Annotated in this window: 17 protein-coding genes; 6 read left to right on the forward strand and 11 right to left on the reverse strand. The window is 35.3% G+C overall.

The genetic code is table 11. The annotated features are described in order from the left end of the window. Positions 1-7: 7 nt before the first annotated feature. Positions 8-1,159, reverse strand: a complete 1,152-nt coding sequence (locus MP478_RS12980) for a glycosyltransferase (RefSeq protein ID WP_257200682.1) — start codon at positions 1,157-1,159, stop codon at positions 8-10. After that, positions 1,160-1,723 (reverse strand): DapH/DapD/GlmU-related protein, encoded by a 564-nt coding sequence (locus MP478_RS12985; RefSeq protein ID WP_257200683.1) that lies wholly within the window; start codon positions 1,721-1,723, stop codon positions 1,160-1,162. 41 nt (positions 1,724-1,764) lie between these two features. On the opposite strand from MP478_RS12985, the gene MP478_RS12990 reads away from it, so the two are divergent. Both MP478_RS12990 and MP478_RS12995 read left to right on the forward strand, forming a co-directional pair. Then, the gene (locus tag MP478_RS12990) at positions 1,765-2,739 is read left to right on the forward strand and encodes a 3-oxoacyl-ACP synthase III family protein (protein ID WP_230033884.1); all 975 of its coding nucleotides are present in this window, start codon (positions 1,765-1,767) and stop codon (positions 2,737-2,739) included. 26 nt (positions 2,740-2,765) lie between these two features. Then, a complete protein-coding gene (locus MP478_RS12995; protein ID WP_230033886.1) occupies positions 2,766-3,002 on the forward strand; it encodes a phosphopantetheine-binding protein in 237 nt (78 codons plus the stop codon). Between the two features lie 17 nt (positions 3,003-3,019). Here MP478_RS12995 and MP478_RS13000 read toward each other — a convergent pair whose 3' ends face one another. Both MP478_RS13000 and MP478_RS13005 read right to left on the reverse strand, forming a co-directional pair. Further along, positions 3,020-4,192: a glycosyltransferase gene (locus tag MP478_RS13000; RefSeq protein ID WP_257200684.1), complete on the reverse strand. Its 1,173-nt coding sequence runs from the start codon at positions 4,190-4,192 to the stop codon at positions 3,020-3,022. Between the two features lie 176 nt (positions 4,193-4,368). After that, on the reverse strand, positions 4,369-4,911 hold the full coding sequence (locus MP478_RS13005; protein WP_257191143.1) for an acyltransferase: 543 nt from the start codon (positions 4,909-4,911) through the stop codon (positions 4,369-4,371). A gap of 97 nt (positions 4,912-5,008) precedes the next feature. On the opposite strand from MP478_RS13005, the gene MP478_RS22590 reads away from it, so the two are divergent. The 4 genes from MP478_RS22590 to MP478_RS13025 all read left to right on the forward strand — a co-directional run bounded on the left by MP478_RS22590 (position 5,009) and on the right by MP478_RS13025 (position 9,459). Then, a complete protein-coding gene (locus MP478_RS22590; RefSeq protein WP_257200685.1) occupies positions 5,009-5,779 on the forward strand; it encodes a class I SAM-dependent methyltransferase in 771 nt (256 codons plus the stop codon). Positions 5,780-5,945: 166 nt separating this feature from the next. Next, the gene (locus MP478_RS13015; protein WP_257200686.1) at positions 5,946-6,968 is read left to right on the forward strand and encodes an acyltransferase; all 1,023 of its coding nucleotides are present in this window, start codon (positions 5,946-5,948) and stop codon (positions 6,966-6,968) included. Positions 6,969-7,106: 138 nt separating this feature from the next. Beyond that, positions 7,107-8,540, forward strand: coding sequence for an MBOAT family protein (locus MP478_RS13020; protein ID WP_257200687.1), 1,434 nt, complete (start codon positions 7,107-7,109; stop codon positions 8,538-8,540). Position 8,541: 1 nt separating this feature from the next. After that, positions 8,542-9,459 carry a hypothetical protein gene (locus MP478_RS13025; protein ID WP_257200688.1) on the forward strand — a complete coding sequence of 306 codons (918 nt, stop codon included), beginning with the start codon at positions 8,542-8,544 and terminating at the stop codon, positions 9,457-9,459. Here the strand turns inward: MP478_RS13025 and MP478_RS13030 are convergent. From MP478_RS13030 to MP478_RS13060, 7 genes are all read right to left on the reverse strand, one after another. Continuing rightward, positions 9,456-10,397 carry a glycosyltransferase family 2 protein gene (locus tag MP478_RS13030; protein ID WP_257191148.1) on the reverse strand — a complete coding sequence of 314 codons (942 nt, stop codon included), beginning with the start codon at positions 10,395-10,397 and terminating at the stop codon, positions 9,456-9,458. The genes MP478_RS13025 and MP478_RS13030 overlap by 4 nt on opposite strands. Before the next feature lie 134 nt (positions 10,398-10,531). Further along, positions 10,532-11,473 carry a glycosyltransferase family 2 protein gene (locus MP478_RS13035; RefSeq protein ID WP_257200689.1) on the reverse strand — a complete coding sequence of 314 codons (942 nt, stop codon included), beginning with the start codon at positions 11,471-11,473 and terminating at the stop codon, positions 10,532-10,534. Between the two features lie 321 nt (positions 11,474-11,794). Next, positions 11,795-12,730, reverse strand: a complete 936-nt coding sequence (locus tag MP478_RS13040) for a glycosyltransferase family 2 protein (protein ID WP_257200690.1) — start codon at positions 12,728-12,730, stop codon at positions 11,795-11,797. Continuing rightward, positions 12,730-14,526 (reverse strand): asparagine synthase (glutamine-hydrolyzing), encoded by a 1,797-nt coding sequence (asnB, locus tag MP478_RS13045; protein ID WP_230033902.1) that lies wholly within the window; start codon positions 14,524-14,526, stop codon positions 12,730-12,732. Before asnB ends, MP478_RS13040 begins: the two co-directional genes overlap by 1 nt. Positions 14,527-14,574: 48 nt before the next feature. After that, positions 14,575-15,498, reverse strand: coding sequence for a glycosyltransferase family 2 protein (locus MP478_RS13050; RefSeq protein WP_257200691.1), 924 nt, complete (start codon positions 15,496-15,498; stop codon positions 14,575-14,577). A 17-nt stretch (positions 15,499-15,515) separates the two neighbouring features. After that, entirely contained in the window at positions 15,516-16,448 is a 933-nt protein-coding gene (locus MP478_RS13055; protein ID WP_257200692.1) for a glycosyltransferase, read from the reverse strand. A 26-nt stretch (positions 16,449-16,474) separates the two neighbouring features. Next, positions 16,475-17,395 (reverse strand): glycosyltransferase family 2 protein, encoded by a 921-nt coding sequence (locus tag MP478_RS13060; RefSeq protein WP_257200693.1) that lies wholly within the window; start codon positions 17,393-17,395, stop codon positions 16,475-16,477.

The raw sequence follows: 17,395 nt of genomic DNA on the forward strand, positions 1-17,395 counted from the left end.
AAATATTTTATACTTCATCAATAATTTCCTGAAGATGTGCTACCGATTTCTGAAGCACAAATGGAAGATCTGCTGCTGCAGTTTCCTTTTCAAACTGTTGTGCAATCTCCTTATTGAGAAGGAACTTTTTCATCCCTTCATAGATTCCGTCTTCTGAATTAGGAGTAATGAGGCCCAGTTTTCCGTCCTGCAGAAGATCTTTGATTCCTGAAACATCTGTGGAAACTACAGGTTTATTCAGGATAAGAGCTTCTGCAATAATGGTAGGGAATCCTTCATGTCGGGATGACATGACATAAAAATCAGATTTTTTAAGATATGGATAAGGGTTACTTCTGAAGCCAAGCATCTTTACCGTCTCATGAAGCCCCAATTGATTAAGCTTTGCCTTGATATTCTCAAAATCAAATCCATCACCAATAATGATGATCTGATGTTTTAATCCTTCATCCATTAATTTTTTATGAACATCCAAAAGCCTGTCATAGCCTTTTTGAGGATACACCGTGCCTATGGTTATAAAGGTTGGAAGATCCTTTGAAAAAGGGTAGTCATTAATTTCAGCTTCAGCTTTCTGGAGAGTATCCTGAGAGTCAATGGGGTTAAAGATCTTAACAACAGCCTGTTTTTCTTTTTCATTACGGGCCAGCTTCTGCATTTCCTCTTTAAGCTTGTTGGAAATGACCAGGATTCTGTCAAATTTGAAAAACTGCCTGATGACATCCGGAGTATATTCTTTCAGATTAAAGATGTCATTCTGAACCCAAACGATCTTTTTGGAATCCTTTTGCGGGCTGGATAGTACCTCTCTGTACATTCCATGGATAGCCGCTATTTCTACATCGTATTTTTTATTTTTCAGTATAAATGTATAGAGAAGGGATGGGAACATCAGGAACATTTTCTGATAAAGTACTCTGAATGCCTTTACCGGAATTTCATGAGGCCTGTTGGTGGTAATCATTTCCCCTTTCAAAAGGTAGTATAGGTTGACCCATGACGGAATTTCCTTAATGTACATTCCTGTATACAGGTTAATCAAAAGATCAACTTCATATTTGTCTTTGGGAAGGTTTTTAAGAAAGTTGGCCAGAACTTTTTCTGCACCGCCATGGCGAAGGGAACCGATTCTAATGAGAATTTTCTTTTTTTCAGACATTTATTTTTTTATAGGTTTATAAGTATGTGGGAGGTGCTCACTTACATAAGCTTCAAGTTTAGGTCTGTCTGCTTCGAGCTCTCTTGGATATATGATATTGTTTTGTAATGCTTTATCTCCATATTCTTCAATAGTGCAAATAAATTTTGCAGGAATCCCTGCATAAACCGTTCCGTTCGGCATAGAGGAAGTTAAAATCGAACCTGCTCCCAATACACAGTTATCACCTATTTCTGAGCCGAGCATGATGATGGTGTCTGCACCAATAAAGCACTGTTTTCCAATTTTTATGCGCCCGAAAGCTCGTACATCCTTATATTTTTCGAAAAAATGTAAAGCATTATAACCGCCGTCATGATTAATGAATCTAACATTATTAGAAAGTGTTGTTTCGTCACCTATTTCAATTAAAAAAGGTTCTGTACCTAATTCGGGAACTTCTACAAAACGAACATTTTTTCCTACCTTTAATCCCTTAGCAATACAAATTTTGAGATAGATTCTCTTGATAAGGTATTGGTAGGTAGTATGAATTTTTAATATGATACGATAAATAAATATCATTATTCTAAATTTGTTTTTCTCATACAAAGAAAAGAATTTATATGATAAGAATTTCTAAAATAGAATATTATTTGCCTGAATTGGTCCTTACCAACATGGATTTGGAAAAGGAGTTCCCGGAATGGAGCTCTGAAAGAATCCGGGAAAAAGTAGGGATCGTACAGCGTCATATTTCTTCAGAAAATGAAACCGTCCTGGATCTGGCTATACAATCATCAGAAAAGGTTTTTGAGAACTATGATAAAAGTAAAATAGACTTTATTCTTTTCTGTACCCAAAGTCCGGATTATTTCCTTCCAACCACCGCCTGTATTTTGCAGGATAAGCTTGGACTGAGAAAAAATATAGGAGCCATGGATTTTAATTTGGGATGCTCAGGATTTGTCTATGGCCTGGCATTTGCCAAAGGTTTAATAGCCGCCGGAATTGCTAAAAGCGTATTGTTGGTCACTTCTGAAACATATACCAAGCATATCAATCCTAAAGATAAAGGAAACCGTTGTATATTCGGAGATGCCTCTGCTTCAGTAATTATTGAAAAAGATACCAATGTAGGCGATTATAAATTTTGTTTGGGAACTGATGGCAGTGGAGCTGAAAACCTAATCGTAAAAAAGGGAGGTTTCAAAACAGATTTTACACTAAACCCAAATCATGAATTTGATCCTGAGAATCTTTATATGAACGGACCTGAGATTTTTAATTTTACCATAGAAAAAATCCCGGGATTGATTAAAGAGACCATGGATGAAAATGGGCTTACCATGGATGATATTGATTATTTTGTTTTTCATCAGGCTAATTCTTTTATGCTGAATTATTTGAGACGAAAAATGAAAATTCCAACCGAAAAATTCTATATTGATATGGAGACAACGGGGAATACAGTCTCTGCAACCATTCCAATTGCACTGAAAAATATGCTGGATAAAGGCCTGTTGAAAAGAGGAAATAAGATTTTATTGGCTGGTTTTGGAGTAGGATATTCCTGGGGAGCCACTATAATGGACTTTTAATTTTCAAATCATAAAATTTAAAATATATGAAAACTTCCGTTTTTTTAGAAAAGTTACAAGAGGAACTAGAAGAAAAACAAATGCTGAACCGGGACACTAAGTTAAAGGATCTGGAAAACTATGATTCCATAAGTTTACTCTCTGTCATTGCTTTTGTAGATGAAAACTTTAATCAACAGCTTGATCCGGATCAGTTTAAAAATATGGAAACGGTATCTGATCTGATGAATATTATTGGGTTGGAAAACTTTGAAGATGAATGATGATTATTTAATTATCATCATTCACTTTGTTTTTGTTGATAAAGATTCTCAAGGATCTGCTCAACGGCATTGAAGATTTTTTGATTATCAAACTGATCTTCGATGGTAAGAAGGTTCTTTCTGATGTTGGAGATCAATTCCGGATCAGAAAGGAACTTTTTCATAGCTTCATACATTTCGTTGGTTTCGTATTTGATTAGATATCCTGTTTCGCGGTCCTTAATCATGATTCCAACATCGCCGGTATCCGTTGCAATAATTGGTTTTTGAAGAATCAATGCTTCAGCAATTACAAGTGGCCATGCTTCAGATTCGGAAGGAAGAATAAAATAATCTGCCTTCTTAATGTAAGGATAGGGATTCATTTTATTGCCACATAAAATAAACGTATCCTGAACATTATTGGTGTTGATCTGTTCTTTCAGGTTTTCCATTTCTTCTCCATTTCCAAGGATTAAGATACTGTGTTGGAAACCTTCCTCTATCAATCTTTTATGAGCATCAATAAGTTTGTGATACCCTTTTCTGTGATGAAGTCTGCCTACGGAAACAAAAACAGGTCCCTGAGGGAAGTCTTCTAATTTCTCTTCTGCCTTTTTTTTAATTTCTTCGATAGGAATTGCATTAATGACAACACTTTCTGCAGGATATTTTAAATCCGGATAATACAGATGCATCATTTCTTTGATCCTTTGCGAGCAATAGATCATATGGTCAAACTTTTGAAAGTTGTCTATGATCTCCGGAACTACTGGCTGTAGGGCAGGTAAATTGATCTCGGAGTGAAACCAGCCTATTTTTTTTGAATGTTTATTGCTTGAATTGTTTACAGATGAGAATGTAGCATAAGAGGGAGAGATCTCTATATCAAACTTTTTATTTCCTAAGATACGGTCAGCAATTCTTGGATTTTTTAATATTCTTATCAGTTTTAGTCTTCTGCGGGCCAGCTGAAGTTTATTGATGAAAGGGTTTTTGGAAAAACTCTCTTTGCCTTCAGTAAGGTAGATCTTTTTTACATGACCCGGGATTTCATTTCGAAGTTCTCCCTGATTCATGTTTAGGCATATAGTTAATTCAAATTTATCAGGATTCAGATTGTTGAGCATGCTCAGTACCACTTTTTCTACCCCTCCCATTTCCATAGAGCGGTGTCTGAAAAGAACCTGTATTTTCTTGTTTTCTGACATTATCTTAAAAATTTATGTAAAGTAATGGAGTTTTTTTCTTTCCTATATATCCATGTTGGTATTTGCAAAAGTGCGAAAATCTCATGATTGGAAGTATTCCGGAATTTTTTACCATTGATAGCTTTGTGGTTTCTCCGCTTCATGCTATTCTATCAGGAAAAAAAATTCATCCGTGATTAAAGTGAATCGAAAATTAGCTCCTGCTTATTGATAACCCTTGTATTCGGAGGGATATCCTGATAAATAGTACATCCGGCGCCTATAATACAATTATCACCTATGGTTACTCCTTTAAGAACTGTTACGTTACTTCCAAGCCAGCAATTACTGCCTATTTTTATGGGAGCTTTATTAAACTTTGATGAATATACTTTAAATTCAGGCGAGGTTTCATAACAATGGTTATGATCATAAAGCTTTACATTCTCTCCAAATAACGTATGGCTACCAATAGAGATGTGTTCCATACAATTAATTGAACAGAAGTTATTCATAAAAAAATCAGTTCCTATCTCTAAAGAGGCGTTTTCTAAAACAAGAATAGAAATGTAGTTCCTGAAATCTGCTGAATGGCCAATATTTACTTTTTTCAGGTTTCTATCCAGGACAAAATGATTGCCTACACCAATTCTTATATTCTGAGAAAATACATTAGGGTGCTTTTTTAAAGAAGACAGTTGTTTTTTTCTTTGAATTTTTTCAAAAAAATTGTAAAGCATATTGTAATTTTTTTTTCACTTTGAGTTACACAAATATAGCCTGTTTTTAGATAAATGAAAAAAAATCTTTATTTTTGCTTCAATTAAAGGCAACACAGTGAGTGAAGTAACTAGAGTTCTCAAAACATTTATCGGGTATTTAAAAAGACCTGATCTTTATCCGGAGTTAGGCCGGAAGATTATTAAAAATACTGTCAACAGGGGCAATGCCTTTAAAGGAAAAGATAAAACCAATTCCTGGGCCGCTGCAAGAGCAGTATCACAGAAAGAAGCCGTTTCTAAGCTTTTTGGGCTTGAAATAGATGCTTTCCGTAACAATTATCAGGAAGTTTTAGCTACAGCAGCAGAAAAAGAAAGGGGATGTCCTGTAAAAATGGGAGGCCCCGGAGCGTTAGAGCTTATCTACTATGCCTGTGAGTTTACCAAAGCTCAGCATGTAGTGGAAACTGGAGTTGCCTATGGGTGGTCTTCATTGGCAACGCTTTTATCACTGGTAAAAAGAAACGGAACACTCTACAGTTCGGATATGCCTTACCTGGCACAGGATGGTGATCAATATGTAGGATATGTAGTTCCGGAAAACCTTAAAGGAGGTTGGAAATTATTCCGTTTTGCAGACAAAGAGTCCTTACCCAGGATTTTCTCAGAAAATAAAGTTTTTGATGTTCTCCATTATGATTCTGATAAAAGTTATAATGGCAGGATGTGGGCTTACGATGAGCTTTATAAGCATTTGAGAGAAGGAGGAGTCTTCATCAGCGATGATATTGGTGATAACTCTGCGTATCAGGATTTTTGTGAAAAAAATAATATTGAAAGTACAGTAGTAGAATACGAAGGAAAATATATTGGTGTTTTTATTAAATAAGCTTTATAATAAAACAGTTTGTTCCTTTTTTTATAAGATGGTGAGCGGATTGTAATAAGTTTATTCAACGAAAATAATTCATGACTATACTTTACAGTAATAAAATAAAGGTTTCTGGATAAAGGACATTAAATACAATGTATAATATGACTGTTTGGCCGTTTTTATGAAGATAACCCAGATTACATTTACCCGGTTTCTTGCGGCTATGGCTATTGTCATTTCCCACTTCAATAAAGATATGTTTCTATACAAAATAGATTACATTTCTAATATTTTTCTGAAAGCGAATGTAGGAGTAAGCTATTTTTTTATTCTTTCCGGCTTTATCATGATCGTAGCCTATCATAAGAAAGACAGGATCAAGTATTTTGATTATTACAAAAATCGGTTTGCCAGGATCTATCCATTGTATGTATTGGGGCTTTTGCTATATCTGATCACCCGGTATTCAGGGTTTAGTTTTTATAAAGCTTTTTTATACTTGTTGGGTCTTCAGAGCTGGATTCCAGGAGAGGCTATGGTTCTTAATTTCCCGGGCTGGTCTATCTCTGTTGAATTTTTGTTTTATCTGCTTTTCCCGTTACTCTATAATCATTTTTATTCTAAAGGAAATAAAAGCATCTGGGTGATTACCATTATTATCTGGATTGTAACGCAGGTAATTTGTAGTCTTTATGCTGGGTCCCAATATTATGAAGGACCTCATACAGAGAGTCACGAACTGCTGTATTATTTCCCACTGATGCATATTAATGAATTTCTTGTAGGAAACCTGGCAGGGCTGTTTTTTGTGAAAAATCATAAGCAGAAAAATTACGATGTTCCTGTCATTGTAATTTTCCTATTAATACTATTGGCGTTGATCTTTGTACCTCTTTTCTATCATAACGGCCTGATGGCGCTGCTGTTTATTCCGCTTATTGTTTTGATATCGAAGAATAACGGAACACTGACCAGAATATTTTCATTAAAACCGTTAGAATATTTAGGAGAAGCAAGCTATGCTGTTTATATAACACATATCCCTATTTTATATATCTTAAGGGAGATTCTGGAACCATATAATCTTGGAATTGACAATATATTCTGGATTTATATGGGTACTCTTATTATTACTTCTGCTTTATTTTATCAGTTTATTGAAAAGCCGCTCAGGGATTATCTTAAAAAAATAAAATTGAGCTGAGGATATGTATTTTTATCTAACTTAAAACGCTCATAATGATCAAAATAAAAAATGTTCCCCCCAAAAAACAATATCGAAATAGATGGTTTATTGCTTTATGGGAGGTATTTAAATATCAATAACTTCTAAAAAGGCAATATGTTATTTAATTCAATAGGGTTTCTTATCTTTTTACCAATCGTATTCTGTCTTTATTGGTTTGTTTTCAATAAAAAATTTCAGCATCAAAACAGGCTGTTGCTGTTGGCCAGTTTTTATTTTTATGCATGCTGGGACTGGAGATTTCTCTTTTTGCTACTGTTTTCTATTGGTTTGGATTATCTTTCAGGTATTAAGATTGAGAACAGTAAAAATAAGCGGGAAGCCACATTTTGGCTTACATTAAGTATTGCCATCAATCTCGGCTTTCTGGGCTTTTTTAAATACTATAACTTTTTTGTTGGAAGCTTTGCCGAACTTCTTGGTGGATTTGGGTTCAAAGCGAATATCTGGCTTCTTACAATTATCCTTCCGGTAGGTATTTCATTCTATACATTCCATGGTCTTTCTTATGTCATAGATGTGTATAAAAAAAGGATTAAAGCTGAACGTAACTTTACAGATTATGCCGTATTTGTAAGCTACTTTCCTCTTCTTGTAGCAGGCCCAATAGAAAGGGCTACCCATCTATTACCTCAGATACAGAAAAAAAGAACATTCAATTATGAGCAGGCTGTAGATGGCATGCGTCAGATACTTTGGGGGTTCTTCAAAAAAATGGTCATTGCAGATAACTGTGCTCCTTTAGTAAATGAGATCTTTACAAACTATCAGACGGAAAGCCCTGGAAATTTAGTAATAGGAGCTGTATTATTTGCATTCCAGATCTATGGTGATTTTTCCGGATATTCGGATATCGCATTAGGGGTTTCCAGACTGTTTGGAATAGAGCTCCTGAAAAACTTTGCATTTCCCTATTTCTCAAGAGATATTGCTGAATTTTGGAGGAGATGGCATATTTCGCTTTCTTCATGGTTCAGGGATTATCTTTATATTCCTTTAGGAGGCAGTAAAGGAGGGCTTTCTATGAAGATCAGAAATACATTTATTATTTTCCTTGTTTCCGGGTTCTGGCATGGTGCCAACTGGACGTTTATTATTTGGGGAGGACTTAATGCGCTGTATTTTATGCCTCTTCTGATAATGAATAAAAATCGTCAGAATATTGGAGTGGCAGCACAGGGGAAGGTATTACCCTCCTTTAAGGAATGTTTTCAGATCTTTATTACTTTTTTAGCGGCTTGCTTTGCGTGGATTTTTTTCAGAGCAGAATCTGTAGCCCAGGCTTTAGATTATATAAAGAGAATCTGCAGTACCGGAATTTTTACTTTACCACATCCATTACCTGTAAAAATACTGGCACTGATTGGGTTTATGCTTTTGGTAGAGTGGATCAATAGAGAAAAGTTTCATGGTTTGGAAATAAGAAGATTCAATCCATGGATGAGACGTCTTTTTTATATGGTTATTATTTATATCATTCTCCGTTATGCCAATTTCGGGAATAATGAATTTATTTATTTTCAGTTTTAGCATGAAGAAGTTTTTAATAAAAATAGGATCTTATTTTCTGGCAGTAGCAACGGTATTTGCTGTACTTGGAAGTTATGCTGACGGAAATACAGATGATAACTATATGCATTTTGCGGTTAAAAAGCCACAGAATATCATTTTGGGGGATTCCCGGGGATCACAGGCAGTTGTACCCAGTGTTTTAAAAAAGAAACTTTCAAGGGAATTTGATAATTTTTCGCTCAATGTTGTTGAGTCACCTTATGGGCAGATCTATTTTAAAGCATTAAAAAGAAAATTAGATCCTGAAACAAAAAATGGAATTTTCATTCTGACAGTAAGTCCATGGACTTTATCCTTGGATAAAAACACTAAAAATGTCAAAGATTTTCCGGAAGAACACTCACCACTGAATGATGTGTACACTTATGACAGGTCTCCAAATTATGAATACCTGCTAAAACACTATACAAGAAGCTGGTTCAAAATATACGCGGAAAGAGCAGATGCAGTTGGGAAATCCAGTTCATTTCTTCATGAAGACGGATGGATGGAAATTAATGTGAATATGCATAAAGATTCTGTGGCTGCCAGAACTACCAAAAAAGAAGTGTTCTATAAGGCTTTAGCCCAACAGGCCGAGTTGTCGCAGGAACGGCTCAAAGCTTTTGATGAGATCATTAACTATTTAAGAACTAAAGGAACGGTGTATCTGGTTCGGATCCCTGCTTCTAAAGGCATTATGGCCATTGAAAATAAAAAGTTCCCCCATTTCAGCAAGCTATTACAGGATGTTTCACGAAAACAGAATGTGAAATTTTTTGATTTTTCAGAGGCAAGCGAAACGTATATATATACTGACGGAAACCATATGTACCGGAATTCAAGTAAGGTTTTTACTTCCAGAATAGCAGACTCTATCAAAGTAGGGAAACGCTAAAATAAATTTTTTCTGAAATTAATATTGTAAATCCCCGAACGTATACTCGGGTAATCTGAGATCAAATGTTTTAGGATAACTCCCCATTTTTGAGGAGCAGCAGTTGTTGCGATCCGGAAACTTCTGTACATTCTGTTGATATGCAGTTTGATATGATCTGGTATTGTTTCTTCATTTTTAGCCCAATTGTCAACTTCCTGCCATAAAAGAACCCTGGTAGTAGCCGGATTGATTTTTTTCGAATCTACCTGAGTAATCCGGTTATTTTCATGTACACCTCTCATCGCTATAGCTTTATCTAAAATACCGGGATACAGATCAAGATAATAGGAAAGACGGAATAAAAATTCCGAATCCTGATGGAGCCTTAAACTGGCTTTAAATAAAGTACTCATTTTTTTTAGCAGAGAATCTCTTCGTATCGTTAAAGTATCAATACTGAACAGTCCAAAGCTTCCAAGCATATAGATTTGTCCCGGAAAAACTTCTTTTGGACTATGTTTCTTATGCACGGTAGTCAGTCTGTCTCCAAATACGGAATAGTACTGTTCTTTTGCTTTTTCAGTATAATAATGGACGCCAAGTGCTCCGTATACACCTTCTACTTTTGGATCTTTAAAAAGTTCTTTTTCAGCATCAAATCTGTTGGGAAGAAAATAATCATCTGCATCCAGAAATGCAATAAAATCTCCGGTAGCTTTTTGTATTCCCAGATTCCGGGTAGGGCCGGCACCGTGATTCCCTTTGTCAGGATGCTGATAAAGTTTTATCCTGTTGTCTTTTTCAATAAGTTGTTTGCATACCTGTAGTGCATTGTCTGGAGATTTGTCCTCAATCAGAATAACTTCATAGACCTCATCAAACTGAAGGGCTGATTCTACTGCCTGGAAAACAAATTTTTCGGCATTATAAACTGGAATTATTACAGAAATTTTCATTTTTTGCTAACTGAATTTTTTTGATCATTTGTGTGATGCAAGATAATCAAATATAAAGACTTGTGGCTTAAAAATTAATTAAAAAAGTGGAAATACAGCTCTGTAAAATAGAATAAACATAGCAGGATCACCAATCAGATCAGTGAATGCCTAAAGTTAATATTATAGAGACCGGATCTTATACTTTTATAATCTGTAAACAGGTATTTGATAATCATTCCCCATTTTTTGAAAGCCGGGGCTTTTGCAATTTCGAAGCTGCGGTGCATTCTTTCTATGTGAAGTTTGATATCTTCGGAAATATCACCCTCAGTTTGTGACCATGTTTTTATCTCCTTCCAAAGCACTGTCCGTGATATAGCGGGATTTATTGCACGGGAATCTATTTTTGTTATTCTGTTATTTTCGTGTACCCCTCTCATTGCTATTGCGCTATCAATAATTCCGGGATATAGATTAAGATAATAAGACAGACGAAGCAGAAATTCGGTGTCTTCATGCATTCTCAGATGAGGTTTGAATAAAGGATTCATCTTTTTCGTTAATGCCTCTCTGCGAACTGTCAGGGTGTCAATACTGAACAATCCAAAGCTTCCAAGCATGTGCAGCTGTCCCAGAAAGATATGGTAGGTATCGTATCTTTTATAGACGGTGGTAAGCCTGTCTCCAAATAAACTGTAGTATTGTTCTTTTGCTTTTTCAGTATAATAATGGACACCAAGTGCTCCATATACTCCATCTACTTCCGGATTTTTAAAAAGTTCCTTTTCCGCATCAAACCGATTAGGCAGAAAATAATCATCTGCATCTAAAAAAGCAATAAAGTCTCCCGTTGATTTTTCTATGCCTAAATTCCTACTTGGGCCTGCTCCGTGATTTTTCTTATCCGGATGCTGATAAAGCTGTACTTTATCATATTTTTCAGCAATCTGCTTACATACCTGCAGTGCATTGTCCGGAGACTGGTCTTCAACGAGAATTACCTCATAAACTTCATCAAACTGAAGAGCAGATTCCACTGCCTGAAGGACATAATTTTCGGCATTATAGACGGGAATAACTACTGAAATCTTCATTTCACCTTTTTATAATAAATTAATTGTGTTTTTTACACTGTCATTTCAAGTACGAAATTTAAGCTTTTAATTCTAGTTTTACAATTCTTAACCTTGTGAAACAGTGAAATACTTATTTTTTTGAATATAATAAAGATTAAAACATCATTTTATACCATATAAGCAAGGTAAATTGGTTGTATGAGATATTTTTTAATATACATTGGATATTAAAAAAGAAAACCTCTAAAAAAATTAATAGAGGCTTTAAGTTTTTAGGTGTAAGTTATCCTTTCGGTAGAATACTGATGTTACCCAGGACTTATTGGAGGTTGAATTTCATCAATGAGAATAGGTGAACCTGTATTTTGTCCGCAATATATTGGGATTTTTAAGAATAGTGGCCAATAGGCTCGTCATTTTTGAAAGTCCTTTTTTTGCAGAAAGCTCAAATGCTTTTTTCTGAAGGTAGATATGCTGGGCATAATCCGGTTCTAAAGATAATGGCTTAGACCATTCGTACAAAGAGTTCCAGAAAAGATATTGCCTTTGATTGTATTGAGGGGAATACCTTATGATTTTTGTAATTCTGTTGTCATCATGTATACCTCTCATCGCTACAGCCTGATCTATAATCCCGGACTTTAAATAACAGTGATAAGCCAGCTTAATGATAAAATCAGAATCCTGATGCACACGCAGAACCTTATTAAAGTTTAAAGAATGCTTCTCAAGGGCAGATTTTCTTACAGTCAATGCATTCAGGTGAAAAAATGTACCGAAAGTTTTCGGTGTAAAGCCTAAGAGTCCCCTGAAAACTTCTTTTCCCTCAGCAGGATAATTGACTGTAGTAAGTGTATTGTCGCTAAATTTAGACTGAAACTCTTCTTTTCCTTTTTCAGTCAGGTATTCAATACCCACAGCATTGAATACTCCGTCTACTTTTGGATCATTAAAGAGGGTGTTCTCTGCATCGAACCTGTTTGGAAGATAATAGTCATCTGCATCTAAAAATGTAATAAAACTTCCGGTTGCTTTTTCAATTCCCAGATTCCTTGAAGCTGCAGCTCCATGATTTTCCTGGTCAGGATGCTGAAAAAGCTTAACCTTTGAATGTTCTCCTGCTAATCGTTTACAGACTTTCAGGGAATGATCGGTTGATTTATCTTCGACTAAAATAACTTCTTTAACTTCTTCAAATTGTAACGCAGAGATTACTGATTTTTCTAAAAATTCAGCAGCATTATATACAGGGATGATTACAGAAATATCAAGCATTACAGTACAGATTGGTTATTATCTGCCCAAAGGGCAAGTTGCAAAAGATTCCAATGTTTTTCATCTTTATTCAGATAGCTTTGAGTGGCTTTAAAATCAATAAAATTAAATACTTTATGATTGGGGTTTTTCAGCATGTCATTGGAGAAATTCATGAGGTTTTCTTCGGTAAACCAGTTCTTTACTCCCAATCCAAATCCCTGTTTATGACGCTTCCTGATGGTTTCGGTCCAATATGATCCCATCGCTTCCCGAAGAATAATCTTGTCATTGGTATTGCTTAATTTCAACTGATCGGGTAGCTGTATGCAGAATTCTGCAAAATCCAGATCAAGAAACGGAGTCCTTACTTCCAGTGAATTGGCCATAGCCATCCTGTCAGATTTTACCATCATATTAGCCGGAACATAGTTCTCAAGATCGGTTCTCATAATATCATTGAGTGAGTCCGTATCCGGTGTGAAGCTGTAAGGCTGGAGGTAGTCGGAAGAAATACCGAGGTGCTTCCTTTCTTTCTTATTAAAGTCATTTCTTACAGCATTCAAATGGAAATCCAGAATAGAATCATATTGTATATTTTTTTGAGTAATAAAAGAAGTGGTTCTTAGCTTTTGATATAATTTTAATCCAAATTGAGCCATTATATTTTTATAGCTGAAATGCTGTTTCATCTTGTTTTCAACGGTATAAAAATGATAACCGCCAAAAAGTTCATCTCCTACATCTCCGGATAACACTACAGTAAGGTTTTTCTTAGCTGCTTTACATATCTCATAATGTGGGATAAAGGAAGCATCTGCAAAGGGCTCATCAAAAAAAGGAGTGATCTTTAAAAGAGAAGTGACAAGATCTTCTTTTTTCTCATGAACCTCTATATGGTTGGTTTTATATTTATCTGCAATTTCTTTAGCATATTTTAGCTCATTATCTTTATGGTCATATCCAAAACTGATGGTGGTCTGCTGAGGTAAAAATTCATCTACCAATGCAACAATGGATGAAGAATCCAACCCTCCGCTTAAAAAACTACCTACTTCTACATCTGCAATAAGCTGTTTTTTTACTGCATTTTTGAGGAGATGCAAAAATTCGTCTTTAGCATCAGAAAGACTGATCATTCTGTCTTTTGCCGGTAAACTGTAATAGCGTGATACACTAATTTTACCTTCTTTCCAGATCAGCTGATGGGCAGGAGGCAGGGTGTATATATTACTGTAAATACTTTGGTATGTACTTACATATCCATATTGAAGATAATGGGAGAGGGCATCAGAGCTTACTTTGGGTTGAATAAGACCAGAGGCCAGGATAGCTTTGATTTCCGATGCAAAAATAAACTCGTTATTGTTCCCAATAGCATAATAAAAAGGTTTTTCTCCAAAACGGTCTCTGGCACAGAATAATTGTTTTTTCTGATTATCCCAGATCGCAAATGCGAACATTCCCGGAAGCTCGTGGATCAGGTTTTCCTGCTTCCTCTGATACATAGCAAGGATAACTTCTGTATCAGATTCTCCATGGTAAGGATATTCGGCATATTGCTTTTTAATATCCTGATATCCGTAGATTTCACCATTGAGAACAATACATTCTTCTTTAGTATTGGAGAACATGGGCTGCTTTCCATTTTCAGATAAATCTATAATGGAAAGTCTGCGATGGCCTAATGCTGCATTGTCATAAAATTCATAATGCGAAGAATCAGGACCTCGGTGTATCAGGGAATCTGTCATTTTTTTGATTTCTTCCTGATAATTTCTGGCATTACTGCTTATAATTCCCGCTATTCCACACATAGATTTTTATTTTTCATCATTAATTTTCATTTTTTTGTATTGGCTAATTTACGACAGATTAAGAAAAGTAGGACCTTTCTGACTCAGCTGATTTCGTAAATCTGTTAATGTTTCCCCGTCTCTGGATATTTTTTTATATTTCTTTGAAAGCTGTTTATACTTACTAATATTGCCCGTCATTATATTTTTAAACATGCTTTGCTTAAGGGCTTTTTTTTCAAGTTCAAGAGCATTGGGAAGATTCGGATTCATAATATTGACTTCAATACGGACGTCTTCATACTTTGTGAAGTCTATTTTATGAAGTGACTGAACACCGTCATGCACCACCTTACTGCCGGGGACAAGTAATACTTTCTTCTGGTGAAAATGAATACGGTTCACGTACTCATCATCTTCTCCATAATGGAAAAAATAAGGATTAAAACCACCTACTGTCTCTATTGTTTTTTTGGGCAGCAGCCAATGGGCGGCATTCACAAATTTGATTTCATAAAAAGGCTTCAGGGTCTGAAAATAAAGGTCAGAAATCAGCCTGGTTTTTTCATAATTCTTAGCGATATACTGGTCTAAAAAAATATCCAGATATTTTTCTGAACCATCTATATGGAAAGGGCTGATAATCCCAATCTCGTCCTTGTTAGGGTGATGGTTATAAATATCTAGCATTTTTTCCATACTGTCCTGATAAAGCCATGCATCCTGGTTCATCAGATAAAAAAAATCTGCACCTTTTTGGTAGGCTTTTTCAATACCTATATTATTGGCCTTTCCAAAGCCCAGATTACTGTCCGCTTGAATAAAATCAGCTTCAGGAAAGTGGTTTTTTATATATTCCTGTGTACCATCTGTGGACCCATTATCAATAATTATACATTGCACAGGAACAGAAGACTGTTTTAAACTTGTAAAACATCTTTCGGCCCACTTCATGGCATTGTAAGTAACAATAATAATATAGACGTTAGGCATTGTAAATTTTTAATGAATTATCTTGTAAAAGTATATTTTATTATTTTTAATAATTGACTGATGCCAGTCCCCCAGTCCCTGGAGATTGAAAAACGTTCAAAAATTGCAGTATACAATTTGTTGTTTACTAAGGGAGAAGCAAACTCTTTTTCATAATAATATTTATTAATGAGTTCATCCAGATTCTTTACGATCTGCTGATCCGCTCTGTTATCATTATTGACTTTCTTGATGTTTTTAAAAATATTAATTGAAGTACGGAATTTTTTTTCATTTTCCAAAGAACTGAAAACACCTCCGCTGTGAAGCCGGTATACTCCAACAATAGTATTGAAACTTCTGCCTTTTCCAAATTCGAGGGCATGGTAAAAATAATATAAATCCCTGTAATTTGGGTAAACATCTATCCATTTGAGATCTACAAACTTTCTCCTTACAAGATAGGTAAATGTTTGTGTAGGACGCTGTACAAAAAAACTGTCCTGCGTATAATCAATATGTTCCTGATTTTTAAACATATAGTCTTTTCCATCCTCTGTAAATTTATTTTCATCCTGATGGAATAATAAATTTCTGGCAGTAACCATCACATAGTCCGGATTAGCTTCCAGAAAGTCATACTGAAACTGTAATTTTTCATGATCTGTCCAATAATCATCACCTTCACAGTAGGCGAGGTATTTCCCTTGTGCCTTGCCGAATGCAAATCTCTGATTTTCTACAAATCCAATATTTTCTTTATGGTTAAAATACCGGATGAGGTCCGGAAACCGGGCTGCATACTCTGAAATGATGGCATCAGAATAATCTGGTGAATTGTCATTACAAATGATCAACTCAATCGGGAAGTCTGTTTTCTGTGCAAGTACTCCTTCTATAGCCTGTTTCAAATAAGGAGCATGCTTATAGGTAAGCATTATTACAGAAACCAGTGGTATTTTATTTTCCATTATTATTCGAAGATACTATCTGTAAATTATATATTTAAAAAAGAATGTTGTTTCTTTTTAAGTGTTTCTCGGGAGCTCATGATTTCTTCAAATCTGCTTTTCTGATACTTGTATTCCTTAAAAATACGTATTGCAGCTGAGAATTTTCCCATCACCGTTTGCTTGATGATATCAGGAATGAAGTCTTTTTTTAAAACAGATCTGCTAAACTCTAGCCGGGGATCCAGGTAACGCTGTTCTCTCTGTACCCTTTTGGCATTGATATGGCTTGTTTTATTAAAGTCTTGTCTGCCATCATGTACTACCTTACTTTTAGTACATGCCAGTATTTTTTTGTCAAAATAGGCTACCCGCTGAACATATTCATAATCTTCGGAATAATGAAAAAAGTAAGGATTAAAACCTCCAATTTCTTCAATCGTCTTTCTGGGTAAGAACCAGTGCGCTGCATTTACAAAGTCAATTTCATAATATTCCTGTTGTGTGTTGGTAAAAGTATTTGAGAAGATCCTGTTGACATGGGTATTTCTTGCCAGATACCTTTCAAAAAAAATGTCGAGATTCTTTTCCGTACCATCCAGGTGCATAGGACTTAAGATACCTATTTTTTTTGGGTCAGGATAAGTGTTGTATACATCCAATAGATGTTGAAAACTGTCTTGAAAAATCCATGCATCCTGATTCATCAGATAAAAGAATTCTGCTCCTCCCCTGTACGCTTTTTCAATTCCTAGATTATTGGCTTTTCCAAAGCCTAAATTTTGAGGAGACTGTATAAAATCTACCTCGGGAAAGTGAGTTTTAATATATTCCTGTGTACCATCTGTAGAACCATTGTCTACTACAATACATTGTATCGGTACTGAAGAGGTTTTTAAGCTTGAAAAACATCTTTCTGCCCATCGCATGGCATTATAAGTAACGATAATTACATGAACAACAGCCAT

The sequence above is a fragment of the Chryseobacterium sp. WG14 genome (genome assembly GCF_024586945.1).
Lineage (GTDB): Bacteria > Bacteroidota > Bacteroidia > Flavobacteriales > Weeksellaceae > Chryseobacterium.